General features: G+C 61.3%; 18 protein-coding genes. 14 read left to right on the top strand and 4 right to left on the bottom strand.

The annotated features are described in order from the left end of the window. Nucleotides 1-36: 36 nt before the first annotated feature. Nucleotides 37-873, bottom strand: coding sequence for a glutathione S-transferase family protein (locus GKE62_RS11120; RefSeq protein ID WP_195908352.1), 837 nt, complete (start codon nt 871-873; stop codon nt 37-39). 24 nt (nt 874-897) lie between these two features. Then, the gene (locus GKE62_RS11115) at nt 898-2706 is read right to left on the bottom strand and encodes an NAD(P)/FAD-dependent oxidoreductase (RefSeq protein ID WP_230206647.1); all 1809 of its coding nucleotides are present in this window, start codon (nt 2704-2706) and stop codon (nt 898-900) included. A 91-nt stretch (nt 2707-2797) separates the two neighbouring features. Between GKE62_RS11115 and GKE62_RS11110 the strand changes: the two genes are divergently transcribed. Continuing rightward, nucleotides 2798-3742 (top strand): AraC family transcriptional regulator, encoded by a 945-nt coding sequence (locus GKE62_RS11110; protein ID WP_154692305.1) that lies wholly within the window; start codon nt 2798-2800, stop codon nt 3740-3742. A gap of 123 nt (nt 3743-3865) precedes the next feature. On the opposite strand, the gene GKE62_RS11105 is transcribed toward GKE62_RS11110, so the two are convergent. Continuing rightward, on the bottom strand, nt 3866-4789 hold the full coding sequence (locus GKE62_RS11105) for a LysR family transcriptional regulator (RefSeq protein WP_154692304.1): 924 nt from the start codon (nt 4787-4789) through the stop codon (nt 3866-3868). A 151-nt stretch (nt 4790-4940) separates the two neighbouring features. Between GKE62_RS11105 and GKE62_RS11100 the strand changes: the two genes are divergently transcribed. From GKE62_RS11100 to GKE62_RS11060, 9 genes are all read left to right on the top strand, one after another. Further along, nucleotides 4941-5285, top strand: a complete 345-nt coding sequence (locus tag GKE62_RS11100) for a nuclear transport factor 2 family protein (RefSeq protein ID WP_230206646.1) — start codon at nt 4941-4943, stop codon at nt 5283-5285. A gap of 31 nt (nt 5286-5316) precedes the next feature. After that, nucleotides 5317-5967 carry a hydrolase gene (locus tag GKE62_RS11095; protein ID WP_154692302.1) on the top strand — a complete coding sequence of 217 codons (651 nt, stop codon included), beginning with the start codon at nt 5317-5319 and terminating at the stop codon, nt 5965-5967. Nucleotides 5968-6082: 115 nt separating this feature from the next. Continuing rightward, nucleotides 6083-6838 (top strand): nuclear transport factor 2 family protein, encoded by a 756-nt coding sequence (locus GKE62_RS19010; protein ID WP_230206645.1) that lies wholly within the window; start codon nt 6083-6085, stop codon nt 6836-6838. After that, nucleotides 6838-7239 carry a Rid family hydrolase gene (locus tag GKE62_RS11085; protein WP_154692301.1) on the top strand — a complete coding sequence of 134 codons (402 nt, stop codon included), beginning with the start codon at nt 6838-6840 and terminating at the stop codon, nt 7237-7239. The genes GKE62_RS19010 and GKE62_RS11085 overlap by 1 nt, the downstream gene beginning before the upstream one ends. 44 nt (nt 7240-7283) lie before the next feature. Continuing rightward, complete coding sequence (locus GKE62_RS11080; RefSeq protein WP_154692300.1) at nt 7284-8183, top strand: alpha/beta fold hydrolase; 900 nt, start codon at nt 7284-7286, stop codon at nt 8181-8183. A gap of 36 nt (nt 8184-8219) precedes the next feature. Then, nucleotides 8220-8642, top strand: a complete 423-nt coding sequence (locus GKE62_RS11075) for an OsmC family protein (protein WP_154692299.1) — start codon at nt 8220-8222, stop codon at nt 8640-8642. Nucleotides 8643-8665: 23 nt separating this feature from the next. Next, on the top strand, nt 8666-9550 hold the full coding sequence (locus GKE62_RS11070; RefSeq protein WP_154692298.1) for a pirin family protein: 885 nt from the start codon (nt 8666-8668) through the stop codon (nt 9548-9550). A 44-nt stretch (nt 9551-9594) separates the two neighbouring features. Then, nucleotides 9595-10431, top strand: coding sequence for an alpha/beta fold hydrolase (locus GKE62_RS11065; protein WP_154692297.1), 837 nt, complete (start codon nt 9595-9597; stop codon nt 10429-10431). A gap of 192 nt (nt 10432-10623) precedes the next feature. Beyond that, nucleotides 10624-11190 carry a DUF1993 family protein gene (locus GKE62_RS11060; RefSeq protein WP_154692296.1) on the top strand — a complete coding sequence of 189 codons (567 nt, stop codon included), beginning with the start codon at nt 10624-10626 and terminating at the stop codon, nt 11188-11190. A 276-nt stretch (nt 11191-11466) separates the two neighbouring features. On the opposite strand, the gene GKE62_RS11055 is transcribed toward GKE62_RS11060, so the two are convergent. After that, a complete protein-coding gene (locus tag GKE62_RS11055) occupies nt 11467-11676 on the bottom strand; it encodes a helix-turn-helix domain-containing protein (RefSeq protein ID WP_154692295.1) in 210 nt (69 codons plus the stop codon). 131 nt (nt 11677-11807) lie between these two features. Here GKE62_RS11055 and GKE62_RS11050 point away from each other — a divergent pair, with 131 nt between their 5' ends. The 4 genes from GKE62_RS11050 to GKE62_RS11035 all read left to right on the top strand — a co-directional run bounded on the left by GKE62_RS11050 (nt 11808) and on the right by GKE62_RS11035 (nt 15347). Further along, a complete protein-coding gene (locus GKE62_RS11050) occupies nt 11808-12503 on the top strand; it encodes a hypothetical protein (protein ID WP_154692294.1) in 696 nt (231 codons plus the stop codon). Between the two features lie 130 nt (nt 12504-12633). Beyond that, nucleotides 12634-13908, top strand: a complete 1275-nt coding sequence (locus GKE62_RS11045) for a DNA methyltransferase (RefSeq protein ID WP_154692293.1) — start codon at nt 12634-12636, stop codon at nt 13906-13908. A 12-nt stretch (nt 13909-13920) separates the two neighbouring features. Then, the gene (locus GKE62_RS11040) at nt 13921-14331 is read left to right on the top strand and encodes a DUF5681 domain-containing protein (protein WP_154692292.1); all 411 of its coding nucleotides are present in this window, start codon (nt 13921-13923) and stop codon (nt 14329-14331) included. A gap of 5 nt (nt 14332-14336) precedes the next feature. Then, on the top strand, nt 14337-15347 hold the full coding sequence (locus GKE62_RS11035) for a PBSX family phage terminase large subunit (RefSeq protein WP_230207077.1): 1011 nt from the start codon (nt 14337-14339) through the stop codon (nt 15345-15347). The last annotated feature ends 10 nt before the right edge of the window (nt 15348-15357 follow it).

Below are 15357 nucleotides of genomic sequence, written 5' to 3'. Positions count from 1 at the left end.
CTAGTTTCGTAAATAGAATCGGTTGGGATCCAAAAATCAGACCGCAACGATACTTTCTCGAACAGCCCTGCGGGAGCCTTGCAGGCTTGCCTGTAGGAATTGTGTCAGCTCCTGCCTGTAAACCTCACGCGCGCGGACTCTGACATCGGGCGCATAATGCGAGAACCGGGATCCCTTGGGGTAAGCCTGAGCGTAGGCCGGCCTAGACTTCACACGGCTCCACCAGTCCCCAAATCGAGGAAGTCCGGCCCAGACGGCGTCCAGCCCAAGATCCTCGAGCCGATCGATCGATGGCAACAGGACGATATCGGCGAGGGAGAACTGGTCGCCTGCGATCCACTCGGAGGCTTTCAGTTGCTCGTCGACGCGTTCAGCGGTCTGGCGAAGGCCGTCGAACGCGGACTTGATCTCGTCGGCGGGGAAGCCGCCGCGACCCATCTTGCGAAAGATGTATTTGCGGACGGGCCGCCTCTCGGTGTTTGCGATGTAGTCTTCTTCCGAAACCGCGTCCTGCTTCGATTTTGTAAGCATGTGGAGGGTCACGACGCGGATGAAACTTGTCGGAATTTCGGAGAAAAACGCCATCCAGGAGCGCATCTGCGCCTTCTGGTATGCGCCCGATGGAGCCAGACAGGGGCTGGGAAACACGTCGTCGATGTATTCGCAGATGACGGACGATTCCGTGACTGCCTGCCCGTCATGGACAAGCGTCGGCACCACTCCCAGCGGGTTGAGTGCAAGATAGTCCGGAGTGAGGTGGCTGTCGGAAAGAATGTCGACATGCCGGTCGACCCAAGTCAGGCCCTTCTCGGCCAAGCAAAAGCGCACCTTTTGACTGCACGTCGAGGTCAGCGCATGATATAGTTCGAGCACCAGGTTTCCTCCCACGCTTGCCACTTATCGAAGCTCGAGGCCCGGCATGCCTTGCTCGCGCCAGTCCCGGATCAGCTCCGAAAATTCGATAGAGCCGCCCCCATAAATCTCGTTCAGCGGACCGTCGGCCTTGCCCTCGTTGTTGAGATAACTCGGCGTGCATTCGCGCTGGAACGCGAGGGTAGCGCCGCTCTTGGCGCGAATGGTGGCGACCCATGACTGCTCGCTCGCCTGAGTGGGCTCGACGTATCGGGCGCCGGCTGCCCGAGCGTGGCCCAGGATCGCGACGATGTGCTCTGCTTGCTCATCGAGGTGGTAGGTTACGCAATAGGAAGGGGCATTTTGATTGATACCCATGTGAAACAGGTTGGGAAACTCGTGCACCATGACGCCATGGAGCGAGCGGAGGCCTTGGGACCACGCGTCCGAGAGAGCCTTTCCGTCGCGGCCGATGGTTTCGAAGCCCATGCGCCTGACAAAGCTGGTTCCGACCTCGAAACCCGTGGCGAAGATGATGCAGTCGACCGCATATTCCTGGCCATCGAATTGCAGCCCAGCCTCGGTCACGGCATCGAGACCGCGGCCCTTGGTGTCAATCAAGGTCACGTTGGGGCGGTTGAAACTGTCCAGATAGTCGTCGTTGAACGTTGGGCGCTTGCAGAACTGACGATACCACGGCTTGAGCGCCTCTGCGGTCTGAGCATCATCAACAATTGCTTCAACCCGCGCCCGGATCTTGTTCATCTTTTGGAAGTCGGCCAGCTCCCCCACTTGCGCGCGACTTTCGTCGGAGGTCTCGTCTAGGTCCGCCGACAGGTAGCCACCGACGGTTCGGGCGATTTCCGTCCAACCGTCGCCGACCAGATCTTCTGGCTGCGGAACGCCCGAGGTCAAGGCAACGAAATTGCGACGCCGCGCCGCTTGCCAGCCAGCCGAAAGCGAGCTCATCCACGCGAAATCGGTAGGCGCATTGCGGCGCTCGTCGACGCAGGACGGGGTGCGCTGAACCACGTAAAGGTGCTTGGCGTGGCGCGCGAGGTGAGGAATGCATTGGATAGCGGTTGCGCCGGTGCCGATCACTGCGACGCGTTTGTCCGCTAGCTTGTCGAGGCCGCCCTCGTTGCTGCCGCCGGTATAGTGGTAGTCCCAGCGGCTAGTATGGAAAGTATGGCCGTTGAAAGAGGCGATACCTGGAATACCAGGCAACTTCGGGCGATCGAGAATTCCATTGGTCTGGACGACAAAGCGAGCCTTGATAGCGTCTCCACGACTGGTGGCGCACAGCCAGCGGCCTTCATCCTCCAGCCACCGCATTCCCGTTATTTCGGTTTGGAACAGCGCGTCCTTGTACAGATCGAACATCTTGCCGATGCGCTGGGCGTGCTCCAGAATCTCGGGCGCGAAGGCGTATTTCAGGGACGGTGCGTATCCCGTCTCCTCGAGGAGCGGAAGGTAGCAGTACGTCTCGATATCGCACTGTGCTCCGGGATACCGATTCCAATACCAAGTCCCCCCGAAATCGCCGCCCTTCTCAACGATTGTGAGGTCGCGCCATCCGTTCTTGCGAAGCTGCGCCGCGGCTGACAGGCCGCCGAAGCCACCTCCGGCTACGAGGACATCCACCTCCTTGGATATGGCTGGCCGGATGAAGTCAGAATCCGCGTAAGGGTCATCGACATAGCGGCTGAAGTCGCCGGTCAACTCGACGAACTGTTCGATTCCTTCAGGTCGGAGGCGCCTCTCGCGCTCCTGGCGATACTTTTCGCGCAGCGCATCCACGTCGAAGGCTGCGTCGATCAGCATGTCGCGCGCCGCCGCGCTATCGGTGGTCATTCTGGCCGTCCTCTCGTTGCGCAAAGCTATTGCGCCTCCGTCGCATCGTCTATAATCAAACGTGCGATTTTGTTTATCGAAAGTCCGAATCTTGGATCCCTTCGTCGATTTCATGCGTTTGCTGCGACCGCGGGCTACCCTGTCGGGTGGAGTTGAAGCATCCGGGCGCTGGGCCATCGGATATGCTCAGGACAACGAGCTGGTCTTTTGCCGAATCGCTCACGGATCCTGCCAACTACTTCGTCCGGGACATGATCCGATCGCCCTCGTGTCAGACGACTTTGTCCTCATTCGCACTGTCGCACCGTTTATCTTGGCGTCCGGCCCGTCGATCACGCCCGTAGACAGCAGGGAACTCATTGAGATTGCCAAGGGTAGAATCCACAAGACTGTTCGGATTGGCGACGGTATCGGCGGGCCCGTAGGCTTGCGGGCTGGCAAATTCCTGTTCGACACGGCCAACGCCAACTTTTTGAATGACCTTTTACCGGCGCTCATTCACGTCCGGTCCAACGATACCGCCTTGCGCCACGTACGGAGCTTGCTTGCCCTGAATGAGGCCGAGGCGCGCGAACCGGGGCCCGGCAGCGAATTCATCATTGTTCGCCTCATCGAACTCGTCCTCGTCGATATTCTTCGCTCACAGGCTGCAGACCCGGATCAAAAGCATGGGCGATTGCTTGCGGGCCTGACAGACCCCGTGACGGCAAAGGCGCTGTCCTCGCTGCATGGCAATGTCGCGCACGCCTGGACCCTTGCCGAACTCGCGCGGACCTGCGGCGTCTCGCGCTCGACACTTGCGGCTCGCTTCCGCCAAACAATTGACATGGGGCCCATGGAGTACTTGCTACGCTGGCGGATGGCGTTGGCTAAGGACGAACTGCGCACTGGTCGGCTGACGATCGGCCAGATTGCGGAAGTTATTGGTTTTCAATCGTCGAGCGCATTCAGCACAGCTTTTTCACGCACTGAAGGATGCCCTCCAAAGGATTTTCGCAGCAGGGTACGGTCCGAAGAGTCGATCAACCTCCATTAGCCTTACGGACTTCTGTGGGGCCGATAGCGGTCAGAGCGGTTAGGGAATAAGTTCCGGCTGAAGCTGCCGTTCAGGGCAACAAAAGGTCCGGCCAATCGCGCCTGCTTTGATCAGGCTCTTTCATCATTCCGCTGCAAATCGTCGTGCCAAATCCTGTTCGCGAAACGCGTTTGTCGTATAATCTACGAAGGCACGGGTTTTGGCCGGCAGCAACTTATGGCTGGCAAAGTAAAGCGATATGGCGCCGAGGTCGGCGTGCCAATCCGGCAGCAAGCGCTGAAGTGCGCCACTTTCTAGATGCCGTTCCACGTAAGGCATGGCGATCATCGCCACGCCCAATCCCATCAAGGCTGCTCGGCAAATTGCCTCGGGATCATCGGCCACCACGCGCGCTCTGTGCTCCAGCGTCGCTTCGGCGCCATCGCGGTTACGCATTCTCCAGACACGCAGGCGCCCAGTGACGGCCGAGCGCATGGAGACTCCGTCCAGATCCTCCAACTCGTGCGGTTGCTGCGGCAGCTCTCGGTCTTTGATATAGTCTGGAGAAGCGACCGCGATGACGTGAAGCGGCGCCAGTCGCTGGGCCACCACGCCAGGCGCAAGTTCCATGCCGCCGCCGATGGCGGCATCGAAGCCCTCTCCGATCAGATCGACCTGACGGTTCTCGAAGCTCCAGTCGACCTGAACGTCGGGGTATTGCGCCAGGAAGGCCGGCAGCAGCGGGACCACATAATCGAGGCCGAACGTCAACTGCATGCTGACCTTGAGCACGCCGGCCGGCTTGCCCGCATCAGTCGTGACACTTTCAATCGCGTCTCGGATGGACTCCACGCCGTCGGAGACTGACGCCAGGAACCGCTCGCCGTCGTCGGTCAACGTCAGGCTGCGGCTGCTGCGGTGAAACATGCGAACGCGGAGGTTGCGTTCCAGCGTTGCCACGTTCCGGCTCACGGCCGCTGGCGTCACGCCCAGCCGCCGGGCGGCAGCAGAGAAACTGCCACATTCTGCGCTCCGGATGAAAGACTCAAGGTTGGCGAGTGTTTCCACAGAGCGATCTTATACTGATCGTTGAAGCTGGTTCCACCCAGCAATGACTAATCCGAGCAGCTTTCTTGGCGTATGTCGCGGCAAGTCCAAACCCGACGAGCCCATTCCGATGTCCAGCCGACCGGCAAGTGCCACTGACTACGACCGCCTTATGCAAGCCAATCTGGCCAGCGTGTTCAACGAGCGCGATGCCCGGAAACGTATCGAAGCTATCGGCGAACTCTATGCTGAAGACGCGGTCCTGTACGAGCCGCCGGACACGGCAGTAGAGGGCCATGCTGCGATCTCCGAAGCGGTAGCCCGGCTGCTAGCCAAGCTGCCGGCCGACTTTGCCTTCACCGCGACCGGCCCGGCAATGGGCCACCATGGCATCGGTCGGCTGCGCTGGCAGGCCGGGCCGCCAAATGGCCCGGTCGCGGTCAGCGGCATGGACATCGCCCACGCGCGGGATGGGCGCATCCATTCTCTTCACGTCTTCATCGAACCCACCGCCTGAGCATCACTCAGCGACACCAAAGGAGTTTCCAATGCGCAACAATGGTCTCAATGCTCTGCTTCGCCCCGAAGACAGCGTGCTCGTGCTGATCGATCATCAGCCGTACCAGCTCACCAACCTCAACAGCCATGATCCGCAGATGGCGGTAAACAACGCGGTCGGCTTAGCGAAGGCCGCCAAGGTTTTCGGCGTGCCAACGATCCTGACGAGCGTCCTCGAAGAACGGGGCGGTTTCATCTTCCCCCAGATTACCGATGTATTCCCTGATCAGGAGGTGATCGACCGCACGCTCATCAACACCTGGCAGGATCCAAAGGTCGTCGATGCCGTCAAGGCAACGGGTCGCAAGCAGCTGATCATGGCGGGCCTGTGGACCGAGGTCTGCGTCGCCATGCCGGCTATTCAGGCACTCGGCGAAGGCTGGGACGTGACCGTGATCACCGATGCTTCGGGCGGCATCTCGGTCGAGGCGCACGAGGTTGCGATCCAGCGCATGATCGCCGCAGGAGCGAACGTGATGACCTGGCTCGCACTCGCGGCGGAGTGGCAGCGTGACTGGGCCCGGCTGGACACGGCTGGTCCGCTGACCGACGTGATGAAACACCACGCCGCGGGCAGCGGCATCGCCTTCCTCTGGGAGCAGCAGCTGCTCAATACGCCAGTCCTGAGCGCGGCAGCTTGATCCGGTCGGGATGACGAGCGTGATGGTCGAACCGCGGCAAACACCGGTTCCCCGCAGCGCTCAGTCATCCCCGGATGGATCAGACCATTTATCAGACCACACAAGGACAATGCGGATGTCGATGGATCGCTTCCCCGTCGGACAAGAAATGGATGTCGCCTACCCGAACTTCGCCCTGAGCTTGACGCTGCTATCGGGTACCCAGTTAAGGTTCGAGATCAAGGAAGGACCGTTCGCCCGAAGCGAGATCGTCGACATCTTCGTCGTCCCCCTCGGCAACAGCATCTTCGCTGTGAGCTGGCAGGAGGCGGATGGCGCGACCGTGACCAACGTCCAGGACTATGATCGTGGCCTAATCCACTCTTTTGCGACGCTGCCTGGTGGCCAGTTTCTGCGGATGACGGGTGCGTTCACGATCACTCGGCGCGCCGATCAGGTCTCTGACGATCGACCGGAGCGAAACAAAGCGCTGGTGATGGAGGCGATGACTTCGCTGTTTCAGCGTCGTGACGTGACCGCCGTCGAGAGTCTATACGCTCCCGATTACATCCAGCACAATCCGGACATCCCGCAAGGCCGGGACGCCTTGCGCACGCTGGTCGCCGGCCTGTCGGAGGAAGTCCATTACGAGCCTGGTCTGATCGTCGCCGAAGGCGATCTGGTCGCCATTCACGGCCGCATCCATGGCTGGGGCGACGCGCCTCAGGTGGTGGTCGATTTTTTCCGGGTCGAGGGCGGCATGCTCGCCGAGCATTGGGACGTCTTGCAGAACGAAGTCCCGGTCACGGCAGCTTCGGGTGGCATCCCGATGTTCGATGCCCATGAAGGGGTCAAGGCCTCGGATCGCCTGCGCGCCGTTGGGACTGCATGATGGACAGGCCAGTTTTCATCGTGGCGCCCGGAGCCGGTGAGAAACTCCGCGAGATCCTGCACTTCTCGAGCGCCGTCAGGATCGGGGATCGGTTGGAAACTTCCGGCCACGGCGGGTGGAACGACAAGCTCGAAATTCCCGGCGACCTTGACGCCGAGATAGCGGGCGCGTTCCGGAACATTGAGCTGGTCCTCACCCAGGCCGGCGCAAGCTGGAATCATGTCGTTCACGTCAACACCTACCACGTCGGCGGCTTCCCTCCGATCGTCAACGACACAATCGTGAAGCTCTACCGCCAGTACATGCCGCATCACGCGCCGACATGGACCCAGCTGGGCGTCGAAAGCCTGGGCCTGCCTGAAATGCGGTTCGAAATCCGCATCACCGCCATCATTCACTGACACGACCTTCCAGCTGGCACTTCACGAGCTCGAGGAGCCCCAAGATGCAGTCCGACAGAACGCCAACACGCTTTAAGTCGCAGCAAGTCGGCGACGTGACGGTGTTCTACCGCGAGGCCGGACCCGCCGACGCGCCGGTGATCCTGCTGCTCCATGGCTTCCCGACCGCCAGCCACATGTTCCGCGATCTGATCCCGCTCCTGGCGCACCGCTACCGACTTATCGCGCCCGACTTGCCCGGCTTTGGCCAGACCAAGTCCCCGCCTCGAGGTGAGTTCGAGTACAGCTTCGACCGGCTCGCGGACGTGCTTACGCGGTTTGTCGATGCTTTGTCGCTCGATCGCTACGCGCTTTACATCTTCGACTACGGTGCGCCGGTCGGCCTGCGCCTTGCCATGCGTCACCCCGAGCGCGTGACTGCGATCATCAGCCAGAATGGCAACGCCTATGTCGAAGGTTTCAGCGACCAGTGGGGACCTTGGGAAGACTATTGGCGCGATCCAAGCGAGGCGAATCGCGAAGCCTGCCGACCGTCGCTGTCGCCCGACACGATCAGGAACTGGCAGTACGGCACAGGCGCCGATCCCGAGCTCTTGTCGCCCGACGGGTATGAACTCGACATCGCTTATCTGGCGCGGCCCGGTGCACAGGACATCCAGCTCGACCTGATCCGCGAATATCGCACCAACGTCGCGCTTTATCCGGATTTTCAGGCCTATTTCCGCGAGCACCAGCCGCCTCTGCTGGCCGCTTGGGGCCGGCATGATCCGGCGTTCGTTCCGGCCGGTGCCGAGGCCTACAAGCGTGACAATCCGACGGCTGAAATCCACCTGTTGGATGCCGGACATTTCGCGCTCGAAACCCATGCTGGTGAGATCGCGGCTCTGATTCTCGATTTTCTCCCGCGCGCTTTGGGCGATCAGCCAGCCGACCCGTCCGAGTAACCAACTACCCAGTCACCCCCTGAAGGAGAACCGCAGATGATCCGCAAAGCGAACGCCGTGTGGCGCGGCATCGGCCGAGACGGCAATGGCGACCTGACGACCGAGTCAGGCGTGCTCTCGGAGACGCCCTACTCGTTCAAGACGCGCTTCGAGACCGAGCATGGCTCGAATCCCGAGGAGCTGATCGCCGCCGCCCATGCCAGCTGCTTCGCGATGGCGCTCGCCTTCCAGCTGCAGACCGCCGGCTTCACGCCGACCGAGCTCAGGACCGATGCGGCGGTGCATCTTGAGGCAGACGGCCAGGGCTTCAAGATCAGTCGCTCGGTGTTGACGCTCATCGCTCAGGTACCCGGCATCGATGAAGCAAAGTTCGAGGACCTTGCCCGCGCCGCGGAGAAGAACTGTCCGGTCTCGAAAGTACTCAACGCCAAGATCAGCATGAGCTTCACGCTCGCTTAGCTGCCGCCGAGGGACAGAGACCAATGATTGAACGCATCATCGATAAACGCGGGCATGACCTGGGCGGCGGGTTCGAGGTTGGACGCGTGCTGCCTTTTCACGCTCGCCGGACGGTCGGACCCTATATCTTCTTCGACCATATGGGGCCCGCCGATCTCGCCCCCGGCCTCCCGCGCGAGATGGATGTGCGCCCGCATCCGCACATCGGCATCTCCACCGTCACCTATCTCTTCGATGGCGCCCTCACTCATCGCGACAGCCTGGGCGTGACGCAGGGAATCCGCCCACGCGAAGTCAACTGGATGATCGCCGGAAGCGGCATCACTCATTCCGAACGCTTCGACCACGCCCGCGAGCACGGCGCACACATGCACGGCATCCAGGCCTGGGTCGCCCTGCCAACCGAGCATGAAGAGGCCGATCCCGCCTTCTATCACCACGCAGGCTATGCCGACTTGCCGACCTGGGAAGAGCAGGGCCTTCGCGGTCGACTGATCGCGGGCAGCGCAGAAGGAATGCGATCGGCGGTGATGGTCCACAGCCCGCAATTCTACATGCACTGGGATATGGATGCGGGCGCGCGCCGCACCCTCCCCGCCGAATACGAGGAGCGCGCGGTCTACGTCGCCGCCGGCACCGCGATGGTCGGGGCGCAGATTCTCAATGCCGGGCAGATGGCTGTGCTTGAGCCCGGCGAGGATGTGGTCGTGAAGGCGAATGAAGCGGCCACCATCATGGCTCTGGGCGGCGATCCCATTGGCGAGCGGTTCATGCTGTGGAACTTCGTCAGCTCGTCGCGAGATCGGATCGAACAGGCAAGGGAAGACTGGAAGCAAGGGCGCATGAAGTTGCCCGATGCCGACGACGAAGAGTTCACGCCCCTTCCGGAGGATCGTGATTTTACCTGACGCGAGCTTCTATCTTTCCCGACTAAACCAAAGGAACACTACCGATGAGTACAATCATCACGAAAGACGCCGTCGAGATTTTTTATAAGGACTGGGGTTCCAAGGTCGCCCAGCCCATCGTTTTTCACCACGGCTGGCCGCTCAGTTCCGACGACTGGGATTCGCAGATGCTCTTCTTCCTGTCGAAAGGTTATCGCGTGGTCGCGCACGACCGGCGCGGTCACGGGCGGTCGGCGCAGGTTGCCGAGGGCCATGACATCGACCACTACGCGGCCGATGCCTTCGCTGTCGCCGAGGCGTTGGATTTACGTAACGCCGTTCATATCGGTCATTCTACGGGAGGCGGGGAAGTCGCGAGATATGTAGCGAGACACGGCGGACCTGCCGGCCGGGTCGCCAAGGCAGTTCTCGTTGCGGCGATCCCGCCCCTCATGCTGAAGACCGCCGACAATCCTGAGGGCACCCCCATGCAGGTATTCGACGGCTACCGGACCGCTCTTGCCGGCAATCGCGCGCAATTCTTTCGCGATGTCCCCGCGGGCCCCTTCTACGGCTTCAACCGTGAGGGCGCGACAGTCCATGAAGGCGTGATCCAGAACTGGTGGAGGCAGGGCATGATGGGCAGCGCCAAGGCGCATTACGACGGCATCAAGGCGTTTTCGGAGACCGAGCAAACGGAGGACCTCAAAGCGATCACCGTGCCGACCCTGGTTTTGCACGGCGAGGACGATCAGGTCGTTCCGATAGCCGCCTCGGCGCAGAAGGCGATCAAACTCCTGCCGAACGGCACGCTCAAGACCTACCCCGGTCTCTCTCACGGCATGCTCACTGTGAATGCCGATGTGCTGAACGCGGATATTCTAGAGTTCGTGGCCAGCTGAGGCGACTGCCCACTGCTTGTCTCGCCGGGCTGAAGCGGTTGCGGCCCCGCACTTCAGGCACGCGGACGTTCCTGCCGGGAGGTTGGGAGATGCCCGTGTGACCTTCAAAGTATGGCCAGCGTCTCAATGTCCGGGAAATAGCGATACACCAATTGAGCCCGCGAAAGCCGGCTCCCCAAAAGAGGAACAAACGTGAAGTTGCTCGACATTCTTGTGCCCACCTACGTTCAGATGCTGGGAGCGCTTTCGGAGTGGCTAGCCAAGGCTGAGGTGCAAATGCCGGGCGGCGAGGCAGATGCGCTCCTGTCCAAGCGCCTCTCTCCCGACATGTTTCCACTCTCCACTCAAATCCGGTTCGCCTGTGTGCAAGCTCAGGAGGGCATGTGCCGGCTACAGGGACGAGATTTCCCGGATACGATCGACGTGCTGTTGAATGAGGGCCGCAACGCGACCGAGCGTCCGGGCTCAATAGCCGACGCACGGGCACGGATCAGCGAGGCCTTAGGCGTGGTGAAAGGGTTGACTGCCGAAGCGGCCCAAACCGATCCGGAGGCGCCGATCGCCCACGCGCTGCCCAACGGCATGATCTTCGACCTAACGGCGAAGCAATACGCCCGCGACTGGACGATGCCCCAGTTCTACTTTCACATCATAATCGCCTACGCGATCCTGCGTGGCCAGGGTATCGACTTGGGCAAAGCCGACTTCGTCGCTCACATGTTCCCATACCTACGGCCCGGCACGATGCCTGCACAATAGAACAACTTCCAACCGGTCCGAGCGCAAGAACTCTTGTGCCGCATCGATAGCGCAATCATTGATAGCGAGGCCAACCGCGTGCCCGGCAGACGTCAACTTTTGGCTTTGCAGATCCCGCGATGGACGACCGGGATCAAGGCGCAAAGCGGCCCTTCGAAACCACAATCGTGTTTCCGCACGATGCCGTCTGAGAAGTCGGAGTGCACGTTGGGCCCTGGCCAAGACGACTTCCGCATGGCGATCCTCGCACAGCGATTTTTTGCTCCCGCCGCGGGCTCATTCTTCCGAAATCAGGTCCGTCGGTCCCACGTTGAGCGCTTGGGCAAGCTCGAACAGCGACACCACCGTCGGGTTGCGTCGCCCGCGTTCAAGGTCGGAGATGTACTGCTGAGAGAACCCCGAGCGCTCAGCGTACTGCTCTTGTGTCATTCCGCGAGCTATTCGCAATCGACGCACGTTGGAGCCGACGAGTTTGCGCATGTCCATGCACAAACCATTGGCAATTACCGGCTCACCTCTTTATTTACTATAGTATGTATTCGAGGATCTTCCTGGTCGCCCGCCTTCTCTCTATATTGTTCGCTGTCGCGATGGTTGCGCTGCCTGGTGGAAGCGCCATGGCCGAAGAGCCCGCGCCGGTTCCAATTGTGCTCTGGCAGGGCCTGTCAGTCGGAATGACGCCTGAAGAGGCGCTTGCGGCGGTGAGTGCGGTCGAGGGCGTCAAGAGCGCGAAGGTGCGCGGACGGCCCGAGGCGGTGGATCGCCTCCAAATCAATCATACCAGCCAGAAGATCGTCATCGCCGCCGTGCCCTTCGAGCTCTCTCCTCGGTTCGAGAACAACAAGCTCAAGGAGGTCTGGCTTACGGCAGCTGACCAGTGCAGCGCTAAGGCGGTCGACGTTTTCCAGAAGCTGTCGATGGGTCTCACCACCAAATATCCGCAGCACATCGGCCCCACGCAGGAATTGACCGAACTCGAAGTTGCTCGGGCCAACTCTCGTGCCCGTGAGAGCGGGAAGCCCGACGGGGCGGCGTTCGCGTTTGCCAGCGAGACGGTTGCGGTGGGGATGGTGTTTCGGTTCGACGTGGCGGTGCCGCCACCCTATCCGATTGGCGGCGGCAAGCTTGGCGCGAGCCTGTGGCGCCTTGGCCGAACTATGTACGACCAGCGCACCGCGGAATGCGACGGCACTGGCGACCGGCGCATGGGCATCGCGCTTCGCTATATGGCCCGATCTGCTTTCGACGCCATGATCGATGAGGGGATCAAAAAAACCTCAGCCGACCAGAAGCTCACCGCCGACAAGCTTTAGCTGCGCCTCTTTGAGGCAGCAGGTAGCCTGACTGCAGGTCGAAAGGCCGGGCGTGAGCGTTTCTTTAGTTCAGCCTGACCAAGCCCTCGAAAGTCCCCCAGATGTGTCTGCCTCTAAAACGGAGGCACACATGACTTCTCTCAAACTCACCCACCAGGACCCGCGCGCGCTTGTTCCCAATCCGCGCAATTCCCGCATCCACGATGACGATCAGATCGACAAATTGGCGGAATCGATAAACTCGGTCGGCTTCAACAAGCCGGTGGTCGTTGGCGCGGGCAACGTCATTTACGCCGGCCACGGTGCAACCTTGGCGGCGATCAAGCTGGGGCTCGACACGATCCCCACGGTGTCGATCGCGCACCTGAGCGAGGCCCAACAGCGGGCCTTCATGATCGCGGACAACCAGCTGGGGGAACTGAGCGAATTTAATGATGAGATCCTCGCGATCGAGCTCGAAGAGCTGATCGCGCTCGACGAGTTCGAGATCACTGCGACCGGTTTCGAACTCCCCAAGGTCGATGATCTGATTGAGCGGCGCCACAAACCCAAAGCCGATCCGGCGGACAAGCCCGTCAACCCGAACCACATTGAGGACGTCGCCCGGCTGGGCGACCTGTGGCTGTGCGGTCGCCACCGGTTGTTTTGTGGCAGCGCACTGGACCGGGAATCGTACCTAGCGCTGCTCGACGGCGAGCTGGCGCAGATGATCATCTCGGACGTTCCTTTTAATGTGCCCATCAAGGGTCATGTCTCGAGCAAGGCCGATGCGCGCGAGTTCGGGATGGCGTCGGGCGAGATGAGCCCGGAACAGTTCACCGCATTCTTGCGCACCTCGTTTGAGCACATGATCGCTAACAGTGTCGATGGCTCGATCCACTTCATCTTCATGGATTTTCGCCACCTGCTCGAGCTGCTGACCGCGGGCAGCGTCTATACCGAGTTCAAGAACCTGTGTTGCTCGGTCAAAAGCCAGGGGGCCCTTGGCTCGCTGTACCGCAGCAGGCATGAACTCATCGCGGTGTTCAAGGCCGGCAAGGCCAAGCACATCAACAACATCGAACTCGGGAAGCATGGCCGTAACCGCACCAACGTGTGGATGGCCCCCGGGATGAACTCGTTCCAGAAGGGCCGCGCCGAAAAGCTGGCGATGCACCCGACCCTCAAGCCCGTGGGCCTGATCGCCGACGCCATGCTCGATTGTTCGACCCGCGGCGCGCTGATCCTGGACCCGTTCGGAGGATCGGGAACGGCAATGATTGCCGCTGAGCGCTGCGGCAGGCGGGCTGCGGTTATCGAACTCGACCCGCACTACGTCAACGTGGCGCTGCGCCGGTTTTGCGACGTCACCGGCATCGAACCCGTCAACGCTGCAACGGGCGCCGTCGTGCGCCGCCGCAAGTAGGGGCGCTACATCATGAGCGATGATTATGATGTGGGCTACGGCAAACCGCCCCGCCAGCACCGGTTCAAACCCGGTAACGCCGCAGCCAAAGGCCGCCGCCGGAAGAAGCCCAAGGCGGTGGAGGCGGACAACCCGCTATCCATCCCCGAAATCCTTGACCGGGCCTTGCGGACCAAGCGTAAGATCAAACGCGGCGAGCAGGTCCTCGACATGGAAGTTGCAGATATTCTGGTCGAGCGACTGGTGCAGACGATGACCAGCGGCAGCGCACGCGACCTCCAGTACGTGATCAACCTGATCGAGCGGTTCTCGCCCGGTGCCCTCGCCTCGTCTCCCAAGCCGCTCGAGGTCATCTATCACCACGCTGAGGGCTCAAAGGTTGCTCTGCCACCGGCCGACTTGTGGAAGGAGCCCAAGTCGTGAAGGTGATGCTCCCCGACTGGGCCACCTGGCTCGATGTTCGGCAGAACGACTCCCACGAACCGGTCCGCCACCGCGTCTTCTTCGGCGGCCGCGGCGGCGCGAAGTCCTGGACGATCGCGCTCAAGCTGATCGAGCGGGCCCGGCGTTGCCCCACCCGCATCTTGTGTCTGCGCGAGTTCCAGAACTCGATGCGCGACTCCTCCAAGAAGCTGATCGAGGATAGCATCGAGCGCATGGAGATGGGGCCAGGAGGCGACCGCTTCTTCAGTTTCACCGAACGCGAGATCCGCGGGCGCAACGGTTCGGTGTTCACTTTCGTCGGACTCAACGGAAAGGATGCCTCGATCAAGTCTTATGAGGGCTATGATCTTGCCTGGGTCGAAGAGGCGGCGACCCTGTCGCAATCATCGCTCGATGCGCTGATCCCGACCATTCGCCGCGAGGGCTCGGAGATCTGGTGGAGCTACAATCCGCGCTACCCGACAGATCCGGTCGACCGCATGTTCCGCGACGGCACGCCGCCGCCGGGTACCATCCTCGTCGAGGTTGGCTACGACGACAACCCGTGGTTCCCTGACGTGCTGCGCCGGGACATGGAATACGACCGCGGGCGCGACCCGGAGAAGTACGCCCACATCTGGCAGGGCAAGTATGTCACCCACAGCGAAGCGCAGGTGTTCCGCAACTGGCTGTGTTTAGGCTTCGAGACGCCCAGCGATGCGGTTTTCCGCTTCGGCGCCGACTGGGGATATAGCAACGATCCCACGGTGCTGGTGCGCTGCTTCATCGGGCACTGGGAAGGCGAGCCCGGCATGAGCCGCGTCATAGCGGACCCCAAGGGCAGGTGTCTCTTCGTCGATTACGAGGCCTACCAGATCGGTTGCCCGATCAACGAAATCCCGGCGCTGTTCGCCGGTTCGGATGATCGGCGGCCAGCTCGCTGGACCAACCCCTTCGCTCACCCGGGTATCTCCGGCGCGCGCAAGATCCGCATCACTGCCGATAGCTCGCCCTGAAACCATCGCT

It is taken from the genome of Novosphingobium sp. Gsoil 351, from assembly GCF_009707465.1.
GTDB lineage: Bacteria > Pseudomonadota > Alphaproteobacteria > Sphingomonadales > Sphingomonadaceae > Novosphingobium.
Note: the sequence above shows the minus strand (reverse complement) of the source record. Positions and strands in the feature narration are given on the sequence as shown.

Bases quoted from the DNA above. Each gene is read 5' to 3' on its own strand.
- GKE62_RS11045 (WP_154692293.1), top strand. From the start codon at position 12,634: ATGACTTCTCTCAAACTCACCCACCAGGACCCGCGCGCGCTTGTTCCC.
- GKE62_RS11115 (WP_230206647.1), bottom strand. From the start codon at position 2,706: ATGACCACCGATAGCGCGGCGGCGCGCGACATGCTGATCGACGCAGCC.
- GKE62_RS11050 (WP_154692294.1), top strand. From the start codon at position 11,808: ATGGCCGAAGAGCCCGCGCCGGTTCCAATTGTGCTCTGGCAGGGCCTG.
- GKE62_RS11075 (WP_154692299.1), top strand. From the start codon at position 8,220: ATGATCCGCAAAGCGAACGCCGTGTGGCGCGGCATCGGCCGAGACGGC.
- GKE62_RS11080 (WP_154692300.1), top strand. From the start codon at position 7,284: ATGCAGTCCGACAGAACGCCAACACGCTTTAAGTCGCAGCAAGTCGGC.
- GKE62_RS11095 (WP_154692302.1), top strand. From the start codon at position 5,317: ATGCGCAACAATGGTCTCAATGCTCTGCTTCGCCCCGAAGACAGCGTG.
- GKE62_RS11040 (WP_154692292.1), top strand. From the start codon at position 13,921: ATGAGCGATGATTATGATGTGGGCTACGGCAAACCGCCCCGCCAGCAC.
- GKE62_RS11055 (WP_154692295.1), bottom strand. From the start codon at position 11,676: ATGGACATGCGCAAACTCGTCGGCTCCAACGTGCGTCGATTGCGAATA.
- GKE62_RS11100 (WP_230206646.1), top strand. From the start codon at position 4,941: ATGCAAGCCAATCTGGCCAGCGTGTTCAACGAGCGCGATGCCCGGAAA.
- GKE62_RS19010 (WP_230206645.1), top strand. From the start codon at position 6,083: ATGTCGATGGATCGCTTCCCCGTCGGACAAGAAATGGATGTCGCCTAC.
- GKE62_RS11085 (WP_154692301.1), top strand. From the start codon at position 6,838: ATGGACAGGCCAGTTTTCATCGTGGCGCCCGGAGCCGGTGAGAAACTC.
- GKE62_RS11070 (WP_154692298.1), top strand. From the start codon at position 8,666: ATGATTGAACGCATCATCGATAAACGCGGGCATGACCTGGGCGGCGGG.
- GKE62_RS11035 (WP_230207077.1), top strand. From the start codon at position 14,337: ATGCTCCCCGACTGGGCCACCTGGCTCGATGTTCGGCAGAACGACTCC.
- GKE62_RS11065 (WP_154692297.1), top strand. From the start codon at position 9,595: ATGAGTACAATCATCACGAAAGACGCCGTCGAGATTTTTTATAAGGAC.